Below are 21,308 nucleotides of genomic sequence, written 5' to 3' on the forward strand. Positions count from 1 at the left end.
CACGTATACCGGAATGCGGACGGAACCGAAGAAGTGGTGCCGGATGCCCTGAGTGGAGAGAAGGTATATGATACGTTGATCCAGACAGGAAAGAAAGACCGGGAAGGATACGCATTTGCTAACCAGATCACCTATGAGGCAAACGATCAGGAAGAAATGGTTACGTTTACGGATCAGGATGGCCTGACATTCCGTATGCCAACTGGAAATGTGAAGGTAACGTATTATTACGACATCGAGTCCTATCAGCTGGACGTGGAGCACGTATACCGGAATGCGGATGGAACCGAAGAAGTAGTGCCGGATGCCCTGAGTGGAGAGAAGGCATACAATACGTTGATCCAGACAGAAAAGAGAGATCAGGAAGGATATGCGTTTGCAAATCTGATTACCTATGAAGTGGATGATCAGGAAAAGACGGTGACGTATACCGATCAGGATGCTTTAATGTTCCGTATGCCAACTGGAAATGTGAAGGTTACATATTACTACGATACGGATGAAAATGGAGACGACGTTCCTGATAAGTACCAAACCACCGTAGTCTTCGCCGCCGTCAACGGAACCGTAGACGGCGCCACCCAGGTAGAAAAAGTGGTCACCCTGACCGACAGCGACGGCAACTGGTCCGAGACCGGCAGCTACACCTTGACCGAGGAGGACATCCCGAAGGCCGTAGCCGCCACGGGATACGCCCAGAGCACCAAGGAGTGGGATGTAAATCCGGTTGGAGCTGTGATTGATACCGATAAGGATACAAAAGTCACCTTCGTAGTAACCTTCAGCCCGGCAGACCAGACCTACATCGTGCAGTACATCGACGAGGACACCAACGAGGGCCTGAAAGAACAGGATACCTTCGGCGCGAAATTCGGCGATTACATCAACGGTGCGGATCACGCGATTGCCTTTGAGGGCTACGCCTTCACCCACGCCACCGAGCTTTGGGTAACCGACGACAATCAGACCAACTACGTATTCGTATACTACAGCAAGGACGAAAAAGGCGAGGACGGCCCGGATGACATTCCGGACAAATACCAGCTGGTATTCACCTACCAGTCAGCCGATCCCAACACCGGCGAGGTGACGGGAAAGACGGTGGAGGTTTACAATTTCATTGACACTCCCATCGAGCCTACCTACCCGGCGGCTAACGTCACCGCGGCTCCTGCCGCCAACTACGCCTTCGACTACTGGGTAGTGGAAGGCAAAGAGGACGACCCGGATTACACCAGGGATATGACGTTCTTAAAGCAGACAGCGTACGACACGGATACCACATTTGTGGCCTACTTTGATACCGACGAGATCGGAAAAGAAGATCCGGAGAAACCGGATGGAGTTCCGGATAAGTATCAGATCAAATTCACCTACGAGACGGAGGATTCCACCCATGGAACCATTGACGGCGCAAGCGCGGCAGTGGAGGTGGTTGACCGGCCGAGAAACAGCGACGGCAGCTACGACATGGAAAAGGGAGTCAGCCCCAGCGTGAATGTGACCGTTGATGCTTTAGGCAGATACCGTTTTGAGAACTGGACCGACGAGGCAGGAAATACCTATTCCACCTCCCAGCTCCAGGCAGCAACCTTTACAGCAGACGCCACCTTCACCGCTCATTTCCGTTATGTCAGCGGTAATGGAAATGGAAGCGGCGGAGGAAGTTCCAGCGGATCCGGCGGGAACCCATACAATCCCGACGCACCGGGACCTGGAACGGTGATGATTGATGATGACAATGTACCCTTAGCGCCGCTGCCACAGCAGGAAGGCGAAAGCTTTGTCATCGACGAGGACAGCGTGCCCTTAGCGCCGCTGCCGAAAACCGGACAGCAATCCTCAAGGATTCCGGTAACCATGCTTTTGACCGGCATTTTCTTAGCTCTTGCGTCTCTCACGAGACGGCGGGAGGAAGAATCCTAATTGCCGTGTCTGAGGAAATGGGGCCGTTGCGAAAGCAGCGGCTCCTTTTTCTTATGTAGTAGGAAACTTTTTTATCCGTTCCCATCCCCCGTCATGCGTCCCCCATCCGCCTCATAAAAATACGGTAAAGGCAAAACCCAACGAAAGGAGACACACCATTGAACAGCCAAAAACTGGAAAATATGCTGAATCTGGCTCTGGATGCGGGGACTGGGGAGCGGGAGCGTTCCCCGTCGCTGAGCACCGGGTATCTGCCGGAGGAAAGGCGCTGGGAGCTGATTGTGAAACATTTTGGAGACATCCGCAGGCTGGAGAGCGAGGAAATCTCCGTGGAGCCTCTGCTGGGGGGCTACGCCATTGTCACGGCGCCGGAGCGGCTGATTTCCTACATCGCCGGACAGCCGGAGGTGGAGTACGTGGAAAAGCCCAACCGGCTGTTTTTCTCCGTCAGCCAGGGGCGGGCGGCCTCCTGCGTCACGGCTCTGCAGCCGGGAGGCGGCCGGGGGCTTACCGGCCGGGGAGTGGCGGTGGCGGTGATTGATTCCGGGATCGACTTCACCCACCCGGACTTCTGCAACGAGGACGGGAGCAGCCGCATTCTGGAGCTGTGGGACCAGAGCCTGGGGCAGGTGTTTACAAAGGAGGAGCTGGACGCGGCCCTGGCGTCGGAGACAGAGCGGAGGCGGATCGTCCCTTCCGTGGATGTGAGCGGCCACGGCACCGCGGTGGCAGGGATCGCGGCGGGAAACGGGCGGGCCTCCGGAGGGCGTTACCGGGGTGTGGCCTACGAAAGCTCCATTCTGGCGGTGAAACTGGGGGAACGGGGCGAGGGCTCCTTTCCCTGGACCACAGAGCTGATGCGGGCCCTGGACTTTGTGGTGCGGCGGGCCCAGAGCTACGGGATGCCCCTGGCGGTAAATTTAAGCTTTGGCAATACCTACGGTTCTCACGACGGCACCAGCCTGGTGGAGACGTATGTCAACACCGTTTCCGGCTACGGCCGGACCTCCATCATCGTGGGCACGGGAAACGAGGGGGTGGGAAACGGCCATGCCTCCGGGACGGCGGCGGACGGGCGGACGGAGGCGGTGGAGCTGGCGGTGGGAGTCTACGAGACCGGGTTCGGCCTTCAGTTCTGGAAGTCCTATGTGGACGGGATGACCGTGGGGCTTATGGCCCCCTCCGGGGAGATTGTGGGCTGGGTAAAGGAACAGATGGGAACCCAGAGACTGCGGTACCGGAATACCTCCATTCTCGTCTACCACGGCTTTCCCAGCCCCTACAGCCAGGCCCAGGAGATCTATTTTGACTTTATTCCCACGGAGGACTACGTGGACAGCGGGATCTGGCAGGTGCTGGTGCGGGGGGAGCGGATCGTCACCGGGCGGTACGATCTGTGGCTGCCTCCCGTTTCCACGGTAAATGTGTCCACCCGTTTTCTGGAGCCGGACCCGGAGATCACCCTGACTATTCCCTCCACCTCCGCCCTGGCCATTTCCGCCGGGGCCTACGACAGCGCCTACCGGGCCTACGCCGATTTTTCCGGCCGAGGCTATACCCGCCTGACCAACCAGGTGAAACCGGACCTGGCCGCCCCCGGAGTGGACATTACGGCGCCGCGGGCGGGAGGGGGCTACGGGAGTTTTACGGGAACCTCCTTTGCGGCCCCCTTTGTCACCGGGGCGGCGGCCCTTTTGATGCAGTGGGGGATCGTGCTGGGAAACGATCCTTATCTCTACGGGGAAAAGATGAAAGCCTACCTGCGCCGGGGCGCCGGCCGTCTGCCGGGAGAACCTCTGTGGCCCAATGAGAAACTGGGCTACGGAACCCTGTGCGTCCGGGACAGTCTGCCGCTGTAGCTCAGTCGCCTGACCTGGCCCGGCGGCCTGCCTTCAAACCACAGAACATCCAGCAATCAGATTCCCCTGGGCAACTTTACCTATCCCACAAAAAAAAGCTGTGAAAATCACAAAAGTGTGATACAATAATCATAACTGTTGTCCAATCGTCATATAATAAAGAGAGGATTTCTGTGAATACGAAGGAGGATATGGATTGAATATCAGGGAAACCGCGGAGCTTTGGGAAGAACAGGTTTTAAGTCCCTATGCTTCCCTGAGCAAACATACAAAGGGACGGGACAGGAAAGAGACACTCTGTGACATCCGGCCGGAGTACCAGAGGGACCGGGACCGGATCCTGCACAGCAAGTCCTTCCGCAGGCTGAAACACAAGACCCAGGTCTTTCTGGCCCCGGAGGGGGATCACTACCGGACCCGCCTGACCCACACCCTGGAGGTGGCTCAGATCGCCAGGACCGTGGCGCGGGCGCTGCGGCTGAACGAGAACCTGACGGAGGCCATCGCCCTGGGCCATGATCTGGGCCACACGCCCTTCGGCCACTCCGGAGAGCGGGTGTTAAACCAGATTTGCCAGGATGGCTTTGCCCACTATAAGCAGAGCGTGCGGGTGGTGGAGGTGCTGGAAAAAGAGGGCCGGGGGCTGAACCTGACCTGGGAGGTGCGGGACGGCATTTTAAATCACCGCACCAGCGGCCATCCTTCCACTTTAGAGGGCTGCGTGGTCCGTCTCTCGGACAAGATCGCCTACATCAATCACGACATTGACGACGCCATCCGGGCAAAGCTCCTGACAGAGGAGGAGTTGCCGGGGGAGTACACAAACGTGCTGGGACACAGCGTGCGGGAGCGGCTGAACACCATGATCCACGACCTGATTTTAAACAGTCTGGAAAAGCCTCAGGTCACCATGTCGCCGGGGATGGAGGAGGCCATGCAGGGCCTGCGGGCCTGGATGTTCGCCCACGTGTACACCAACCCCGTGGCCAAGGCGGAGGACGGCCGGGTGGCGAAGCTGATCACCAGCTTGTACGATTACTACTATATACATATCAAGGAGCTGCCGCCGGAATACCAGCGTCTCATGGACCGGGGGCAGAAACGGGAGCGGGTGGTCTGTGACTACATCGCGGGAATGAGCGATATTTATGCCATTGACACGTTTGAGAGGCTGTTTGTGCCCAAGGCGTGGAAGGTTTAGGAGGTTTGAAATGTACTATCCGGATGAAATCGTGGAGGAGGTACGGTCCCGGAACGACATCGTGGACATTATTTCCGGCTATGTCCGGCTGCAGAAAAAGGGGAGCAACTATTTCGGGCTCTGCCCCTTTCACAATGAGAAGTCCCCGTCCTTTTCCGTGTCCCCGGGAAAGCAGATGTATTACTGCTTTGGCTGCGGGGCCGGCGGGAACGTGATCACCTTCCTGATGGAATATGAAAACTACACCTTCGCGGAGGCCTTAAAGGTGCTGGCGGACCGGTCAGGAGTGACCCTGCCTCAGGAGGACACCTCCCGGGAGGCGAAGGCCAGGGAGGAGCTGCGGACCATTTTGCTGCGGATCAATAAGCAGGCGGCCAATTATTTTTACTGGCAGCTCCATCAGCCCCAGGGAGAGATCGGCTACCGGTATTTTAAAAACCGGGCGTTGACGGATGAGACCATGAAACGGTTCGGCCTGGGATTTGCGGGAAAGAGCGGCGGCCTGTACCAGTATCTAAAGGGACAGGGCTACGACGACGGCATTTTAAAGGAGACAGGCCTTTTTACCATTGAGGAGCGGGGAGCCAGGGACAAGTTCTGGAACCGGGTCATGTTTCCCATCATGGACGTGAACAACCGGGTGATCGGGTTCGGCGGCCGGGTGATGGGGGACGGGACGCCCAAGTATTTAAACTCCCCGGAGACGAAGATCTTTGACAAGAGCCGCAATCTCTACGGCTTAAACTACGCCAGGACCGCCAGGGAGGGGTATCTGCTGGTGTGCGAGGGGTATATGGATGTGATCGCCCTCCATCAGGCGGGGTTCACCAACTCGGTGGCGTCCCTGGGGACGGCCCTCACCAGCCAGCACGCCAACCTCTTAAAGCGCTATACGGAAAAGGTGGTGCTCACCTACGACAGCGACGGGGCGGGCGTGAAGGCGGCGCTGCGGGCGATCCCCATTTTGAAGGAGGCGGGGATCTCCACCAGGGTGCTCAATATGGAGCCCTACAAGGATCCGGACGAGTTTATCAAGAATCTGGGGGCGGAGGAGTTCCGCAAACGGATCGAGGGGGCGAGAAACAGCTTTCTCTTTGAGATTGACGTGCTGAAACGGAACTACAGTATGCAGGATCCGGAGCAGAAAACGGAGTTTCACAACCAGGTGGCGAAAAAGCTCCTGGAATTCCCGGAGGCCCTGGAGCGGGACAACTATATGCAGGCGGTAGCCGCGGAATATTTTATCAATTATGAGGATTTGAGGCGCCTGGTGAACGGCATGGGGAACCGCCTGGGGGCGGTTTCCGGGGGGATGAGCAGCCGGGAACGGAATGAGGAGCGCCAGAAACAGAAACGGGAGAAGGAAGACGGGATCCGCAGATCCCAGAGGCTTTTGCTCACGTGGCTCATTGAGAATGAAAGCTTATTTGACAAAATCGAGGGCGTGATCACGGCGGAGGACTTTATTGAGCCGCTGTATCATCAGGTGGCAGAGCTGGTGTTTGAGGGCCATAAAAACGGCACCTTAAATCCGGCGGCCATCTTAAACCGCTTTATCGACGACGGGGACCAGTACCGGGAGGCGGCGGCGCTTTTCAACGCCTCCTTAAGCGAATCCCTGAACAATGAGGAACAAAAGAAGGCATTTTCAGAGACAGTGGTCAAGGTGAAGAAAAACAGCCTGGACGAGCAGAGCCGCCGCGTGACGGATGTGGCGCAGCTGCAGAGGCTCATTCAGGAACAGGCGGCTCTCAGGAGCCTGCATATTTCCCTGGACTGAAGGACACACTAAAGGTATGCTGCGGAGGGTGGAAAGACATGGTAGAAAAAAACACGGAGCTGGATAAGAAGCAGGGCGAAGACGGACGGGAATTTGCGGCGAAGCTGCAGAAACTTCTGGAGGAGGCCAGGAAAAAGAAGAACGTGCTGGAAGACCGGGAGATCCTGGATTTTTTCAAGGGCGAGCAGCTGGACGCCGAAAAGATGGACGAGATCTACGATTTCCTGGAGGACAATAAGGTCGATGTGCTGAACTTAGAGGACAATGGGGATATGGATCCCGAGCTGTTCCTGGAGGAAGGGATAGAGGACGGGGACATTGATATGGAGCATATCGACCTCTCCGTTCCCGAGGGGGTCAACATGGAGGACCCGGTCCGGATGTATTTAAAGGAGATCGGAAAGGTGCCCCTGTTGTCCATGGAGGATGAGATCGAGCTGGCCAAGCGGATTGAGCTGGGGGACGAGGCGGCCAAGCAGCAGCTGGCGGAGGCCAATCTGCGGCTGGTGGTGAGCATCGCCAAGCGGTATGTGGGCCGCGGGATGCAGTTTCTGGACCTGATCCAGGAGGGGAATCTGGGCCTGATCAAGGCCGTGGAAAAGTTCGACTACAAGAAGGGCTACAAATTCAGTACCTACGCCACCTGGTGGATCCGCCAGGCCATCACCCGGGCCATCGCGGACCAGGCCAGGACCATCCGCATTCCGGTGCACATGGTGGAGACCATCAACCGGCTGATTCGGGTTTCCAGGCAGCTCCTCCAGGAGCTGGGGCGGGAGCCTACGGCGGAGGAGATTTCCGCCAAGATGGAGCTGCCGGTGGAACGGGTGCGGGAGATCATGAAGATTTCCCAGGAGCCGGTTTCCCTGGAGACGCCCATCGGCGAGGAGGAGGACAGCCACTTAGGCGACTTTATCCAGGACGACCACGTGGCGGTGCCGGCGGACGCGGCGGCCTTTACCCTTCTTCATGAGCAGCTCATGGAGGTGCTGGACACCCTGACAGAGCGGGAGCAGAAGGTGTTAAAGCTCCGGTTCGGCCTGGTGGACGGAAGGCCCAGGACGCTGGAGGAAGTGGGCAAGGAGTTTAACGTCACCAGGGAGCGGATCCGCCAGATCGAGGCCAAGGCCCTGCGCAAGCTCCGCCATCCCAGCCGCAGCAAGAAATTAAAGGACTATCTGGATTAAGGTTGGAGAATATATGAAATTATCATACCGGTTGGAGACAGTTGCTTCCTTTGTGACCAAAGGAAGCATTGTTGCCGATGTTGGAACGGACCATGGATACATACCCATTTTTCTGGTGGAGGAGGGGATCGCCCCCTCAGCCATTGCCATGGATTTGCGAAAAGGGCCCCTGGAGCGTGCCAGGGAGCACGTGAGAGAGCGGGGCCTGGAAGGAAAAATCGAGACCAGGCTGGGAGACGGCCTGGAAAATCTGGCGCCAGGCGAGGCGGACACGGTGGTGATCGCCGGCATGGGCGGGGAGCTGATCTGCCGCATTCTGGAGGGAGGCAGGCGCCTCTGGGACCAGGTGGGAGAATGGGTGCTCTCCCCCCAGTCGGAGCTTTCCGCCGTGCGCCTGTTTCTGTGGGAAAACGGGTTTTCCCTGGAGGACGAGGCCATGGTGCTGGAGGATGGAAAATACTACACCGTGATGCGCTGCGGGAGAAAAGGGCAGCAGACAGAGGAGAGGCCCAGCCCCGCACAGTTAAAATACGGCCCCGTGCTTTTGAAACGGAAGGATCCCGTTTTACGGGAATTTCTGGCAGAGGAGAGGCAAAAGCTGGAGGCGATTGCGGACACTCTGAGAGAGTCGGGGACAGAGAAGGCGGCAGCCCGTTTCCGGGAGGTGGAGGCGGAGTTAGCCCTGGCAAAGGAGGCATATGATGAAGTGCAGGGAAGTGATACAGGTTCTGGAGGAGCTGGCGCCTAAGGCCTACGCCTGTGAGTGGGACAATCCGGGGCTTTTAGCCGGCCGGGGGGACAAGGAAGTGAAGACCATCCTTATCGCCGTGGACGCCACCGACCAGGTGGTGAATCTGGCGGCGGAACGGGGAGCCGATCTGCTCCTCACCCACCATCCCCTGATTTTCCGGGCGATCAAGCAGATCAACGACGGGGATTTTATCGGCAGGCGGCTGCTGACCCTTATGGGAAAGGACATTTCCTATTACGCCATGCACACCAATTTTGACATTGCCCCCGGCTGTATGGCGGATCTGGCGGCAAAGCGGCTGGGGCTTTCGGAAAAACGGCCCCTGGAGGTCACCGGCGTGAGTTTCCAGGACGGGATGACGCCGGTGGGCATCGGCGCGGTGGGGCGGCTAAAGGAGGCCATGACGGCGGCCCAGGTGGGGGAGCTGGTAAAGGAGCGGTTCGGACTGCCCTTTGTGACAGGTTACGGCCTCTCGGAGGTCACCGGGAAAACGGAGGAGATCGCCATTTCCCCCGGCTCCGGCGGCAGCATGATCCAGGCGGCCGTGGCGGCCGGGGTGAAGATTTTGGTCACCGGGGACATCGGCCACCACGAGGGCATCGACGCGGCCGCCTGCGGCCTGGCGGTGATCGACGCGGGCCACTACGGGCTGGAGCATCTGTTTATGGAGTTTATGGCCGGGTATCTGCGGGAACGGCTGGGGGAGGAAATCCAGGTGGAGACGGCCCCGGTGGAGTTCCCGGAGGCGGTGATTTAGGCGCTGATGGAAAGGCAGACAGGAGGGACAGGCATGATCACAGTGACGGTAGACGGAAAGAGGAGAGAATATCCCGACGGCACCTCCTTAAGAACCCTGGCGGAGGAGGTGCAGGGAGCGTACGGAGAGCGGATCCTTCTGGCAGTGATGAACGGAAAGCTGCGGGAGCTGTTTAAACGGGCAAAGAACGGGGCGGAGATCACCTTCCTCACTGGGAGGGACAAGCCCGGCATCCAGACGTACCAGAGGGGCGTCACCTTCCTGTTTATGAAGGCTTTGCGGGATGTGGCGGGACTGGAGGCAGCCGGAAGGGCCTCGGTGGAATTTTCCCTGGGAAAAGGCCTCTTTATCCGCTTAAAAGGCGGGCCGGCGCCCACGGCGGAGCTGGCGGCCCGGGTGGAGGCCAGGATGCGGGCACTGGCGGAGGACGCCGTCCCCATCGAAAAGCGCAGCGTCCACACGGAGGAGGCAGTGGAGCTGTTTCGCAAAAGCGGCATGACCGACAAGGAAAAGCTCTTTTACTACCGCCGGGTGTCCAGGGTGAACATTTACCGGCTGGACGACTACGAGGATTATTACTACGGCTACATGGTGCCGGATACCGGCTACCTGAAGGTTTTCCGGCTGCTGGCCTATGAAAACGGGTTTGTGCTGGTGCTCCCCGACGAGACGGCGCCGGAGACGGTCCCGGAGTTCGCGGCGGACCGGAAAAAGCTGTTCCGTGTGATGGAGGAGTCCGACGAGTGGGGCAAACGGCTCCACGCCGGCTGTGTGGGCGAGCTCAACGCGCAGATCGCCGCGGGAAAGTGCGGGGACCTGATCCTGATTCAGGAGGCCTTGCAGGAGAAAAAGATCGGCGAGATCGCCGAGGCCATCGTGGCGGCGGGCAACAAAAAGTTTGTCATGATCGCCGGCCCGTCCTCCTCCGGAAAGACCACCTTTGCCAGACGGCTTTCCATCCAGCTGAGGGCCCAGGGCATGACGCCCCACCCCATCAGCGTGGACGACTATTTTGTGGACCGGGAGCTCACCCCCAGGGACGAGGAGGGAAACTACAATTTCGAGGCCCTGGAGTGCATTGATTTAGAGCAGTTCAACCGGGATATGACAGCCCTTCTGGCGGGAGAGACGGTGGAGCTGCCACGGTTCAACTTTAAGACCGGAAAGCGGGAGTACAAGGGAGATTTCCTCACCGTAGGGGAAAACGACATCCTGGTCATCGAAGGCATCCACTGCCTGAATGATAAGATGTCAGAGCACCTCCCCAAGGAGAATAAATTTAAAATCTACATCAGCGCCCTGACCCAGCTAAATGTGGACGAACACAACCGGATCCCCACCACCGACGGGCGCCTGATCCGCCGTATGGTGCGGGACGCCAGGACCAGGGGGAACACGGCCCAGGAGACCATCCGGATGTGGCCGTCGGTACGCCGCGGGGAGGAGAAAAACATTTTCCCCTTCCAGGAGGAGGCGGACGTGATGTTTAATTCCTCTTTGGTTTACGAGCTGGCGGTGCTAAAGCAGTACGCCGAGCCCATTCTGTTCTCCGTGCCCAGAGACAGCGGAGAGTATGTGGAGGCGAAACGGCTGTTAAAATTCCTGGATTATTTCCTGGGAGTGGACAGCACCCAGGTGCCGGGAAATTCCCTGATCCGGGAATTTATTGGCGGGAGCTGTTTTCATGTGTAGACAGATGGGAAAAAGTATGGTAAAATGATGAAGTTTTGAGTAAGACAGATGGTCGCTGCTGCAGAGACGAAAGGCTGCAGGAGAGGAAAGTCCGGGCTTCACAGGGCAGGATGCCAGATAACGTCTGGTGGAGGCGACTCCAAGGACAGTGCAACAGAAATAAACCGCAGGGACATTCCCTGTAAGGGTGGAAAGGCAGTGTAAGAGACTACCGCCTTCCTGGTAACAGGAAGGGCATATGTAAACCCCATCCGAAGCAAGGCCGAACAGGAAGCACAGGCGGCCCGTCCGCTTCCGGGTAGGCCGCTGGAGCCTGGCGGTGACGCCAGGCCTAGATAGATGACCATCCAACGACATAACCCGGCTTATCGTCTTGCTCATGCCAATGATAACGCTCTCTGAAGGGAACTTTGGGGGCGTTTTTCTTATTTAACAGGAAAATGCGTTTCCTGTTAAACAAGAATACTCCCCAAGGAGGCGCACTTTTTTATAAGTCCGTTTCTTAAATTTTTCTGAAATTTCTCCCATAAACAGGGGAAATGATATACTTTTTGAGACGCCTGTGATATGATATTCCATACGTAGTTTAAAAAAGATAAATTTCTGAATACAATGGAAGGAGAGAGGAAATGAACAGTCATTTTCAGTTTTCCGGCTTTTCCCGGAAACGCTGGCGGGAGGTGCCGCCGGAAGGCCAGGAGGGGCAGGAGGGAAATGGAAGAAGACCGTCAGGCGGTGGAAAGAAGGCCCTGAAAGGTACGGGGGCTGTGCTGTTGTTGCTGTTTCTGGGGTTTTCCGCGGTGAACAGCTTTTATACCCTGAATGAAAATACCATGGCGGTGGTGACTACCTTCGGGATTCCCAAGGCGGTGAGCGAGGCGGGGCCGCATTTTAAGCTGCCCTATATCCAGCAGGTCCACAAGATTTCCAAAAACATCGTGGGTATGGCCATCGGTTACAACCCGGAGTACGATTCGGCAGACTACGCTGGCGGCGAGGACAGCCCCATTTCCGTGAAGTCAGAGTCGGAGATGATCACCAAGGACTTCAACTTTGTGGATGTGGATTTTTATATTGAGTACCAGGTGGTGGATCCCATCCGCTACTACGTGAACCGGGACACGGCCACGGAGATTTTAAAGAACCTGGCCCAGTCCTACATCCGTGACACCGTAGGCGTCTACAATGTGGACGACGTGATCACCACGGGAAAGGCGGAGATCCAGGCCAAGGTCAAGGAGCAGCTCTCTAACCGGGTGATGGCGGAGGACATCGGCATCGGCATCTACAACGTGACCATCCAGGACGCCCAGCCGCCCACAGACGAGGTAAACAACGCCTTCAAGGCGGTGGAGGACGCCAAACAGGGCATGGACACGGCGGTGAACGAGGCGAAAAAATACCAGTCGGAGCAGATCCCCACGGCCAACGCCAGGGCAGACAAGGTAAAGCAGGACGCGAAAGCCTACAAGCAGCAGCGCATCAGCGAGGCGGAAGGCCAGGTAGCCCGTTTCAACGAGATGTACGCCGAGTACCAGAAATACCCCCTGATCACGAAAAAGCGGATGTTTTACGAGACCATGGAGGAGCTGCTGCCGGAGTTAAAGGTGATCATCGACTCTGGGGACGGGACGCAGAAACTGCTGCCGTTGGAGCCCTTTTCCATGAGCGTCACCCAGAGCGGGTCAGCCGCCCAGGGAAATGGGGAGACCAGCCAGTCCGGCGGGGCCGGACAGTAAGGAGGGATGGACATGAACGGATTTTCAAAAGCAGCAGGCCGGACGGCAAAGATTGTGGTCATCGCGGCCATTCTTCTGGTAGTGGGACTGAACGCGGTGGTGACCACCTCCGCCAGGGAGTACAAGCTGATCACCCAGTTCGGCCAGGTGGTGCGGATTCAGGACCAGCCGGGGCCGTCGATCAAGATCCCCTTTATTCAGACGACGTTAAGCATTCCGAAATATAAGATGATTTCCGACTTATACCCCAGCGACGTGACCACCAAGGACAAAAAGGTCATGACCGTGGACAGCTTTGTGATCTGGGAGATCAGCGACCCGGTGAAGTATCTGTCCTCTCTAAACGCCAGCAAGGAAAACGCCGAGGTGCGTCTGGGGAACGTGGTCTATAACTCCATCAAGACGGTGATGTCCGCCACCGACCAGCAGGACATCATATCCGGGCGGAACGGAGAGCTGGCCCAGGCCATCACCGACAACATCGGGGGAGCCATGGATTCCTACGGCATCCGTATCCTCAGCGTGGAGACGAAAAAGCTGGATCTTCCGGATTCCAACAAGGAGGCGGTCTACCAGCGCATGATCTCCGAGCGGAACAACATCGCCGCCGGCTACAAGGCGGACGGCGAGTACCAGTCCAATCTGATCAAGAACGAGACGGACCGCACGGTAAAGGAGACGGTGGCCAAGGCGGAGGCGGAGGCAGAGCAGATCAAGGCCGCCGGCGAGGCCCAGTATATGCAGATTTTAAGCGACGCCTACAACGATGCGTCGAAGGCGGATTTCTATAATTATGTCCGTTCCCTGGATGCTTTAAAGGCATCTTTAAAGGGAGGCGACAAGACGGTGATCCTGGACGGGGACAGCGAGCTTGCCAGGCTCTTAGAAGGGAATTGGTGAAAGGAAGTGGAAACATGAGCACAGCGCTTGTGCTGGAAGGCGGAGGAATGCGGGGGATGTACACCTCCGGCGTGCTGGATGTGATGCTGGAGCGGGAGATCCCCGTGGACGGCATCCTGGGGGTGTCGGCGGGAGCCCTCTTTGGCGTCAACTATTTTTCCGGCCAGCGGGGGCGGGCCATCCGCTACAATTTAAAATACGCCGGGGATAAGCGGTACATGGGAGTCCGTTCCTTAATCCGCACCGGCAACCTGATCGGCCGGGAGTTTGCCTTCTACGAGGTGCCCTTTACCCTGGACGTGTTCGACGAGGAGGCCTTTGAGCGCTCCGGCGGGGCGTTCTACGCGGTGATCACCAATGTCCGCACCGGACAGGCGGAATACGTAAAAATTGACAATGTGTTTGAGCAGATGGAGGTCCTGCGGGCCACTTCCGCCATGCCCTTTGTGTCCAAGCCGGTGAGATACGGGAAAGAGTATTATCTGGACGGCGGCATCGCCGACAGCATCCCGGTAAAAAAATGCCTGGATATGGGCTATGACAAGGTGGCGGTGGTGCTCACCAGGCCCCTGGAATACCGGAAAAAGCCCTTCGGGCCGGCGGCGGAAAAGGCCATTCGCCGGAAATACGGCCATCTGGAGGAGCTGACGGAGAGCATCCTGTCCCGCTATCGGGTCTATAATGAGACGGTAGAGGAGCTGTCCCGCCTGGAAAAGGAGGGCCGGATCCTGGTGATCCGCCCATCCCGGACGGTGAAGATCAGCCGGGTGGAGAAACGGCGGGAAAAGCTGATGGAAATGTACCGCCTGGGCGAGTCCGACGGGCGGGAGGCCATGGAGCGGCTGGAGGCGTATCTGAAAGCCTAGAAAATGGGTAACCGTTCAGCCATGCAGAAACATATGGCGAAATACTGCGTGGGAGCTTGCTCACTAAGCAGTGTTTTGCCATATGTTTCTATAGGGCGGACGCCCGGCATGAATCATTTGACGGCTAATAATATTTAACGTTAGTCAATTTTGTAGAATCCGTCAAATTATGAATGGCATGGCTGAACGGTTACGAAAATGGCGGAGAGAAAAGGATGAAAAAAGAAAACGGCTCTGCGCCTGGGAAGATTCCCGGGGGGCAGAGCCGTTTTGGAGATTATGGGAACAGTCAGTCCCGTTTAGCCGCCTTTGCGGAGCAGCCGCGTTTACACATAAGCACAGCTGAAATTGATCACAAGAAGGAGGAAGATGGCAATGCCCCACACCCAAACCCGTGCTTTTTTTGATAATGTCATATGGAGTACAGCGATCCCGGCCAGGATCATAACCATACCGGCAATCGCCGGGTAATGGGTGCCCTCTGTCCCGTTAGACCAAATGGGAAATCCAAGGGCGGAAAATACCCTGTCTCCAAAACAAAACCCTGTGCGTTTCCAGGTGCCTCCCAACAGGATGCCCAGAAACAGGAGGGCTACGGCAAGGATTCTTTTTGTCAGCTGTTTATGGTTCTCCTGTTTCAGCAAATTTACCACCTCGATTTCAGTCCCGCAGTCCCTTTTATTTCTTTATCTTCCCATACTTCTCCTCGCAGTACAGGCAGCGGTACACCTTTTTCTCCTCGTCCGCCAGCTTGAACACGTGGGGCAGCTCCTGCTCGATGGAGGTGATGCACCGGGGGTTCTTGCAGCGAATGACGTTGACGATTTTTTTCGGCAGCTTCAGGGCCTTTTTCTCCACGATGGAGCCGTCGGCGATGATGTTTACGGTGATGTTGTGGTCAATGTAGCCTAACACGTCCAGATCCAGGTTGTCTAAGTTCCCGGCGATTTTGATGATGTCCTTGCGGCCCATCTTATTGCTTCTGGCGTTCTTGATGATGGCCACCTCGCAGTCTAACTGATCCAGGCCAAGGTGATAGTAGATGTCCAGGCTTTTGCCTGCCGCAATGTGATCCAGCACGATGCCGTCCTTGATTCCGCTGATATTTAACATGGTTTTTCCACCTCCAGTAAAGTCATAATAAGAGCCATTCTCACGTACACCCCAAACTGCGCCTGCTTAAAATAGGCCGCTCTGGGATCCTTGTCCACCTCCACGGAGATCTCGTTGACCCGGGGAAGGGGATGGAGGACGAACATATCCTTCTTGGCCAGTTTCATCTTCTGGCGGTCCAGGATGTAGGAATCCTTCAGGCGGATGTAATCCTCCTCGTTGAAGAAACGCTCTTTCTGTACCCTGGTCATGTAGAGGATGTCTAACTCCGGCATGGCCTCGTCTAAGTTGTCCACCTCTTTGTACTCCACCTGCTTTTTGTCCAGCACGTCGGTGCGGATGTAGTCGGGGATGCGCAGCTCCTGGGGGGAGATGAGCACGAACCGGATGCCGGTGTAGCGCACCAGGGCCTCAATGAGGGAGTGGACGGTGCGTCCGAATTTCAGATCGCCGCAGAGGCCCACGGTCAGGTTGTCCAGCCGTCCCTTCAGGTTGCGGATGGTGAGCAGGTCCGTCAGGGTCTGGGTGGGATGCTGATGGCCGCCGTCACCGGCGTTGATCACCGGGATGGAGGAAAACTGAGACGCCACCAGAGGCGCGCCCTCCTTGGGGTGGCGCATGGCGCAGATGTCGGCGTAGCAGGAGATGATGCGGATGGTATCTGCCACGCTCTCTCCTTTGGCGGCGGAGCTGGAGTCGGCGGAGGCAAAGCCCAGCACGTTTCCTCCCAGGTTTAACATAGCGGCCTCAAAGCTTAACCGTGTCCGGGTGCTGGGCTCGTAGAACAGGGTCGCCAGCTTTTTGCCGTCGCATACGTGAGCATATTTCGGAAGATTGTGTTCGATGTCGCTTGCCAGATCCAAAAGCTGGCTGATTTCTTCCACGGAAAAATCCAGTGGATTCAGTAAATGTCTCATAAATTCCTCCTTATTTGGTAACCGTTTGACCATGCGAAAACATGGGGGAAACGCTGCGGGAGCTTGGGCGCCAAGCAGCGCTGCCATGCGTTTCTGCGGGGCAGACGCCCGGTGGAAATCATTTGACGGCTGACCGGCATTTCCAGTCAGCGGATTATGTAGCATCTGTCAAATGGTGAATGGCATAGCCGGACGGTTACAGTATTGGTGCTTTCAGCTGGAAATCCCCGCCGCTGCAAAAAAAAACCACCACACCCATTGATGAGAGAGAAATCTACACTCGTCAGTGAGCTGTGATGGAAATATGGACAACCGATGTAAAACCAGACCCGGCAAAATCCCGTCTTAGCAGCATGGGGAAACCTCCTGAAATTTTTTCCATTATATAACAGGCGGAGAAAGATTTCCAGTCTTTTTTAAAATACATCGAAAAAATTTTTTTGTTTTTCTCGATTTCCCATTTTTTATGTGCTCCTCAGGGAAAGGGGAAATGGATTCCGTTTCCGGAAAATGGGCGTTTGCCGTAAAGGAGAAGGGAGGCTGGGCGGTTTCCAGGGGTTTTTGCGCCGGATAGAAAGGTGTAAGGAAATAGTAAGTATTTTCTATCAAATTATTAAAGACATTTTTTCGGAATCATAGTATGATAGGGGTACAGCGACAGGAGGTAGGAGACGTGGCGGAAATAACGGAAACGACAGAGAAAAAAAAAGAACCCCCCATCATCCGGGTGAAGAATCTTTACAAGGTGTACCGGGTGGGGGAGTCAAAGGTATTTGCCTTAAACGGAGTGGATTTTTCCTTAAACCGGGGGGAATTCTGCGCCGTGGTCGGCCCGTCCGGCTCCGGAAAATCCACCCTGTTAAATATGATGGCTGGTCTGGAAAAGCCCTCCAAGGGAGAAATCATCATCGCCGGCACCCACATCGAGCGGATGACGGAGAAGGAGCTGGTCACCTTCCGGCGGGAGAACGTGGGCTTTATTTTCCAGTCCTACAACCTGTTAAAGACCATGAACGCGGTGGAGAATGTGGCTCTCCCCCTGTCCTTTCGCGGCATTCCCAAAAAGATTCGCCTGGAAAAGGCCAGGAAATACCTGAAATTAGTGGGGCTGGAAAAGCAGATGAACCACATGGCAAACGAGATGTCCGGCGGACAGCAGCAGCGGGTGGGCATCGCCAGGGCGCTGGTGGTAAATCCCAGGATCATTTTCGCGGACGAGCCCACGGGAAACCTGGACTCCAAGACCACAAAGGAGGTCCTAAAGCTCATGCGCCGGATCGTCAGGGAGCAGAAGCAGACCCTGATCATGGTCACCCATGACAACTATCTGGCGGGGTTCGCGGACAAGCAAATCCACATTGTGGACGGGAAAATACTGAAAATCGAGGAGCAGCATCATGAGGATGAGGAGGAACTGTAAGTGAAAAAGTGGAAACGATGGATGATCGGCTGTATGGCCGGGCTGGCGGCGCTGGGGAGCGTGCCGGTCACGGGCGCCAGGGAAACCTGGGCGGCCTATAAAAATATGAATGACAACGAGTTTATCTCCGTGGAGAAGATCACCGCCGCCAAGACGGGAAAAACGGCCAATATCACCTTCAAATTTACCAATACCAGCGACTACGACCTGGAGAACGTGAAGATCGGTTTTTCCGACTACGACGTGGATTTTCTGGACGACAGCGAGACCCTGGAGAGCAATTTCCAGTTCCCCTTCGAGATCACCAAGGGGATGTTTGAAGAAGAAAACATGAAAAAGCTGGGCACGGTGAAGGCGGGAAAGTCCAAAAACGTCACCCTTTCCGCCAAGGTGCGCCGGGATATTGAGGAAGGGTACTACTGTTTCCCCGTCAAGGCCTTCGGAGACAATTTTGATATGACGGACGAATACGTCAATATCTGGGTCAGCGTGGCCACCAGCTCTGACGAGGACGATGACGAGGATACGGGAGATCTGGATATGGTGCTGGGAGAGGGGCAGAACACGCCGGACGGCACCTACCCCAACGTGATGAATTTTGCTGTCAACATGAGAAACGCCAGCACCTTCACCGCCTACGATGTGGTGGTGAGCCTGGAGATGAGCGAGGACGATACCAAATACCCCTTCGAGATCAACGATGGCAACTATGACCGGCGGTTTGAGAAGGTGGAGGCCGGGGAGACGGTGCAGCTGGGCTACAGCATGGCGATCCGGGAGGACACCTACAGCGGCTATTATCCCATCAAGGCCATCATCCAGTACCGGGACAATTCCACCCACACCGGGGACTATTTAAAGATCGAGCGCACCTTCTACGTGCGCATCCACAATAAAGACAAGGAGGACGATCTGGGAGATTTCAACGAAAACGACAGAACCCAGGCCAGACTCATTGTAGACAGCTTTGAGACGATTCCGGCGGATATTATCGCGGGGCAGGAGTTTGAGCTGGTGCTGCGGATGAAGAACGCTTCCTCCGACATTCCCGCCAGCAATATCCTGTTTTCCCTGGAGTCGGAGAAGGTGTCGGACAGCGCCGTGTTTACCACGGAGAGCGGTTCCTCCTCCTTTACGGTGAACCGGATGGGCGCCGGGGAGGTGACGGAGCTGCGGATTATGATGAAATCCAGGGCCGGCGTGGACCAGCGCTCCTACGCCCTGACCATCAATGAGACCTACGACAGCCCGGAGTTTAAAAACGCCACCAATAAGGTGGTGGTGGACATCCCCGTGCGGCAGATTCCCAGGCTCAGCACCGGCACCATCGACGTGATGCCGGACAGCATCACCGTGGGCTCCGAGAGCAACGTCATGTTCCCCATCAACAACACCGGCCGTGTCACCCTCTACAATGTAAACGCCAAGTTTGAGGGCGACTCCATCGTCACCACGGAGAGCTACGTGGGAAACATCAAGCCGGGAGAGACGGGAAACGTGGATGCCATGGTAAAGGGCGCCGCTCCCACCATGGACGATGGAAAAATCAAGATCACCGTGTCCTACGAGGATGAGGACGGGGTGGTTTCCACCATGGAAAAGGAGATGACCCTCTTTGTCACGGAGGAGGTGCCCATGGATTTTGACTCCATCGACGTGGGAAACATGGTGGAGGTAGAGCCGGAGCAGGGCTTTTTCGCCCGCCATAAGGTGGCAGTGATCGCCGCGGCCGTATTGGCGGCCGGCGGCATCGCGGGCTTTACGGTGTGGAGAAAACAGAGGCGCAAAAAGAGACTGCAGGCAGAGGCGGAGGAGATAGACGATGAGATTTCTTGACCTTCTGGTCATGAGCGTCAATAATTTGAGGCGCAGAAAGCTGCGGACGGCGCTGACGGTCCTGGGAGTGATCGTGGGCACGGCCTCCATCGTGGTGATGATGTCCCTGGGAATCGGCATGAGCGAGATGCAGATGGAGATCCTGGAATCCTACGGGAGTATGACGGCCATCAATGTGTACAGCGATGCCTACTACCAGCAGGACGGCAGTTCCGATCCCAACTATATGACGGACGATGTCATCGAGCAGTTTAGACGGCTGGGGCACGTGACCGGGGTGTCTCCTCTGCTGAACTACTCTGTGATGATGCGCCAAGGGCAGTATACCGCCTCTTACGTGAACCTGATCGGGGTTACCAGGGACTATATGGAACAGATCAGCGTGGGAGAGGGGACGTATCCCAAGATGGACGGCAGCGAGGTGGAGCTGCTGTTTGGAAACATGGTAATCCAGAACTTTTCCAATGGAAAGCGGGGCGGCAGCTACTATGAGACGGGAGAGCTGCCGGATGTGGATCTCATGGGACAGCCCATTTTCGTGGTTTACGACATGGATGCCTATTACCAGTCCATGAACGGCGGAACCAATGCCGACGGCACGTCGGTGAAACCGCCGAAGAAGTATCTGGTTCCCGTGGCGGGAATCGTGGAGGGCGGCCCCACGGACTACAATATGTACAGCTGGGATGTGTACACTGACTTAGAGGCTTTAAAGACGCAGTTGAGAAAGGTGTTTAAGAAGAATCCCATCCCCGGACAGCCCACCAACAAAAAGGGAAAGCCCTACAACTACTTCATATACAGCAGCGCCGTGGTCTACGTGGACGAGATCGACAACGTAAAGGATGTGCAGACCGTCATCAGCGACATGGGATTCCAGGCCAGCAGCAACTCCGAGTGGATGGAACAGAGCAAAAAACAGTCCCAGATCACCCAGATGGTCCTGGGAGGCATCGGGGCGGTGTCCCTGTTCGTGGCGGCCATCGGCATCGCCAACACCATGATGATGTCCATTTACGAGAGGACGAAGGAGATCGGCGTCATGAAGGTGCTGGGCTGCGATATGGGAAATATCCGCAATATGTTTCTCATGGAATCCGGTTTTATTGGCCTCATGGGAGGCATGGTGGGGCTGATCCTGAGCTACAGCCTGTCCTACGTCATGAACCATTTGCCGGCGGTGAGCCAGGTGATGGGAATGATGGGGACGGAGGGAAACATTTCCCGGATCCCTCTGTGGCTGGCGGGGATGGCCCTGGTGTTTGCCATTGTGGTGGGCATGGTGGCCGGTTTCTTCCCGGCGGTGCGGGCCATGAAATTAAGCCCCCTGGCGGCGATCCGGAATGAGTAGGACGTTTTGAGGA

Annotated in this window: 17 protein-coding genes and 1 other RNA gene; 15 read left to right on the top strand and 3 right to left on the bottom strand. The window is 56.5% G+C overall.

Translation table 11 applies throughout. From position 1 onward, the window contains the following. The 12 genes from B5E84_RS03330 to B5E84_RS03385 all read left to right on the top strand — a co-directional run. Nucleotides 1–1,926 (top strand): doubled motif LPXTG anchor domain-containing protein (locus B5E84_RS03330; protein ID WP_087219235.1); only part of this gene is annotated, 1,926 nt, incomplete at its 5' end. Nucleotides 1,927–2,084: 158 nt separating this feature from the next. Continuing rightward, nucleotides 2,085–3,785 (top strand): S8 family peptidase, encoded by a 1,701-nt coding sequence (locus B5E84_RS03335; protein WP_087219239.1) that lies wholly within the window; start codon nucleotides 2,085–2,087, stop codon nucleotides 3,783–3,785. A gap of 196 nt (nucleotides 3,786–3,981) precedes the next feature. After that, nucleotides 3,982–4,986, top strand: coding sequence for a deoxyguanosinetriphosphate triphosphohydrolase (locus tag B5E84_RS03340; RefSeq protein WP_087219242.1), 1,005 nt, complete (start codon nucleotides 3,982–3,984; stop codon nucleotides 4,984–4,986). 10 nt (nucleotides 4,987–4,996) lie between these two features. After that, nucleotides 4,997–6,766: a DNA primase gene (gene dnaG, locus B5E84_RS03345; RefSeq protein WP_087219245.1), complete on the top strand. Its 1,770-nt coding sequence runs from the start codon at nucleotides 4,997–4,999 to the stop codon at nucleotides 6,764–6,766. A 38-nt stretch (nucleotides 6,767–6,804) separates the two neighbouring features. Continuing rightward, nucleotides 6,805–7,953 (top strand): RNA polymerase sigma factor RpoD, encoded by a 1,149-nt coding sequence (rpoD, locus tag B5E84_RS03350; RefSeq protein WP_087219248.1) that lies wholly within the window; start codon nucleotides 6,805–6,807, stop codon nucleotides 7,951–7,953. 13 nt (nucleotides 7,954–7,966) lie between these two features. Beyond that, complete coding sequence (locus B5E84_RS03355; protein WP_087219251.1) at nucleotides 7,967–8,701, top strand: tRNA (adenine(22)-N(1))-methyltransferase; 735 nt, start codon at nucleotides 7,967–7,969, stop codon at nucleotides 8,699–8,701. Next, on the top strand, nucleotides 8,655–9,461 hold the full coding sequence (locus B5E84_RS03360) for a Nif3-like dinuclear metal center hexameric protein (protein ID WP_087219254.1): 807 nt from the start codon (nucleotides 8,655–8,657) through the stop codon (nucleotides 9,459–9,461). Before B5E84_RS03355 ends, B5E84_RS03360 begins: the two co-directional genes overlap by 47 nt. Nucleotides 9,462–9,494: 33 nt before the next feature. Further along, on the top strand, nucleotides 9,495–11,153 hold the full coding sequence (locus B5E84_RS03365) for a nucleoside kinase (RefSeq protein WP_087219257.1): 1,659 nt from the start codon (nucleotides 9,495–9,497) through the stop codon (nucleotides 11,151–11,153). A gap of 36 nt (nucleotides 11,154–11,189) precedes the next feature. Beyond that, nucleotides 11,190–11,537: RNase P RNA component class A (gene rnpB / locus B5E84_RS03370), an RNA gene on the top strand. Nucleotides 11,538–11,782: 245 nt separating this feature from the next. Next, nucleotides 11,783–12,892, top strand: coding sequence for an FtsH protease activity modulator HflK (gene hflK, locus B5E84_RS03375; protein WP_087219260.1), 1,110 nt, complete (start codon nucleotides 11,783–11,785; stop codon nucleotides 12,890–12,892). Nucleotides 12,893–12,904: 12 nt separating this feature from the next. Then, on the top strand, nucleotides 12,905–13,792 hold the full coding sequence (gene hflC, locus B5E84_RS03380) for a protease modulator HflC (protein WP_087219263.1): 888 nt from the start codon (nucleotides 12,905–12,907) through the stop codon (nucleotides 13,790–13,792). Nucleotides 13,793–13,806: 14 nt separating this feature from the next. Beyond that, the gene (locus B5E84_RS03385; RefSeq protein ID WP_087219266.1) at nucleotides 13,807–14,658 is read left to right on the top strand and encodes a patatin-like phospholipase family protein; all 852 of its coding nucleotides are present in this window, start codon (nucleotides 13,807–13,809) and stop codon (nucleotides 14,656–14,658) included. A gap of 326 nt (nucleotides 14,659–14,984) precedes the next feature. Here B5E84_RS03385 and B5E84_RS03390 read toward each other — a convergent pair whose 3' ends face one another. The 3 genes from B5E84_RS03390 to pyrB are packed head-to-tail and all read right to left on the bottom strand — an operon-like array spanning nucleotide 14,985 to nucleotide 16,688. Then, a complete protein-coding gene (locus tag B5E84_RS03390) occupies nucleotides 14,985–15,302 on the bottom strand; it encodes a hypothetical protein (RefSeq protein WP_087219269.1) in 318 nt (105 codons plus the stop codon). A gap of 34 nt (nucleotides 15,303–15,336) precedes the next feature. Further along, a complete protein-coding gene (locus tag B5E84_RS03395; RefSeq protein WP_087219272.1) occupies nucleotides 15,337–15,771 on the bottom strand; it encodes an aspartate carbamoyltransferase regulatory subunit in 435 nt (144 codons plus the stop codon). Beyond that, nucleotides 15,765–16,688 carry an aspartate carbamoyltransferase gene (pyrB, locus tag B5E84_RS03400; protein WP_087219275.1) on the bottom strand — a complete coding sequence of 308 codons (924 nt, stop codon included), beginning with the start codon at nucleotides 16,686–16,688 and terminating at the stop codon, nucleotides 15,765–15,767. Before pyrB ends, B5E84_RS03395 begins: the two co-directional genes overlap by 7 nt. A gap of 673 nt (nucleotides 16,689–17,361) precedes the next feature. Here pyrB and B5E84_RS03405 point away from each other — a divergent pair. Genes B5E84_RS03405 through B5E84_RS03415 form a run of 3 tightly spaced genes read left to right on the top strand, consistent with a single transcriptional unit; the run spans nucleotide 17,362 to nucleotide 21,295 of the window. After that, nucleotides 17,362–18,108 carry an ABC transporter ATP-binding protein gene (locus B5E84_RS03405; RefSeq protein WP_242963253.1) on the top strand — a complete coding sequence of 249 codons (747 nt, stop codon included), beginning with the start codon at nucleotides 17,362–17,364 and terminating at the stop codon, nucleotides 18,106–18,108. Further along, nucleotides 18,109–19,944 carry a COG1361 S-layer family protein gene (locus tag B5E84_RS03410; RefSeq protein ID WP_087219281.1) on the top strand — a complete coding sequence of 612 codons (1,836 nt, stop codon included), beginning with the start codon at nucleotides 18,109–18,111 and terminating at the stop codon, nucleotides 19,942–19,944. Further along, a complete protein-coding gene (locus tag B5E84_RS03415; RefSeq protein WP_087219283.1) occupies nucleotides 19,931–21,295 on the top strand; it encodes an ABC transporter permease in 1,365 nt (454 codons plus the stop codon). Before B5E84_RS03410 ends, B5E84_RS03415 begins: the two co-directional genes overlap by 14 nt. Nucleotides 21,296–21,308 lie beyond the last annotated feature (13 nt).

Origin of the sequence: Lachnoclostridium sp. An14, assembly GCF_002160755.1 — a bacterium.
GTDB lineage: Bacteria > Bacillota > Clostridia > Lachnospirales > Lachnospiraceae > Lachnoclostridium_A.

Coding starts and splice junctions, on each gene's coding strand:
- dnaG (WP_087219245.1), top strand. CDS start 4,997: ATGTACTATCCGGATGAAATCGTGGAGGAGGTACGGTCCCGGAACGAC.
- rpoD (WP_087219248.1), top strand. CDS start 6,805: ATGGTAGAAAAAAACACGGAGCTGGATAAGAAGCAGGGCGAAGACGGA.
- B5E84_RS03355 (WP_087219251.1), top strand. CDS start 7,967: ATGAAATTATCATACCGGTTGGAGACAGTTGCTTCCTTTGTGACCAAA.
- B5E84_RS03360 (WP_087219254.1), top strand. CDS start 8,655: ATGAAGTGCAGGGAAGTGATACAGGTTCTGGAGGAGCTGGCGCCTAAG.
- B5E84_RS03365 (WP_087219257.1), top strand. CDS start 9,495: ATGATCACAGTGACGGTAGACGGAAAGAGGAGAGAATATCCCGACGGC.
- hflK (WP_087219260.1), top strand. CDS start 11,783: ATGAACAGTCATTTTCAGTTTTCCGGCTTTTCCCGGAAACGCTGGCGG.
- hflC (WP_087219263.1), top strand. CDS start 12,905: ATGAACGGATTTTCAAAAGCAGCAGGCCGGACGGCAAAGATTGTGGTC.
- B5E84_RS03385 (WP_087219266.1), top strand. CDS start 13,807: ATGAGCACAGCGCTTGTGCTGGAAGGCGGAGGAATGCGGGGGATGTAC.
- B5E84_RS03395 (WP_087219272.1), bottom strand. CDS start 15,771: ATGTTAAATATCAGCGGAATCAAGGACGGCATCGTGCTGGATCACATT.
- pyrB (WP_087219275.1), bottom strand. CDS start 16,688: ATGAGACATTTACTGAATCCACTGGATTTTTCCGTGGAAGAAATCAGC.
- B5E84_RS03415 (WP_087219283.1), top strand. CDS start 19,931: ATGAGATTTCTTGACCTTCTGGTCATGAGCGTCAATAATTTGAGGCGC.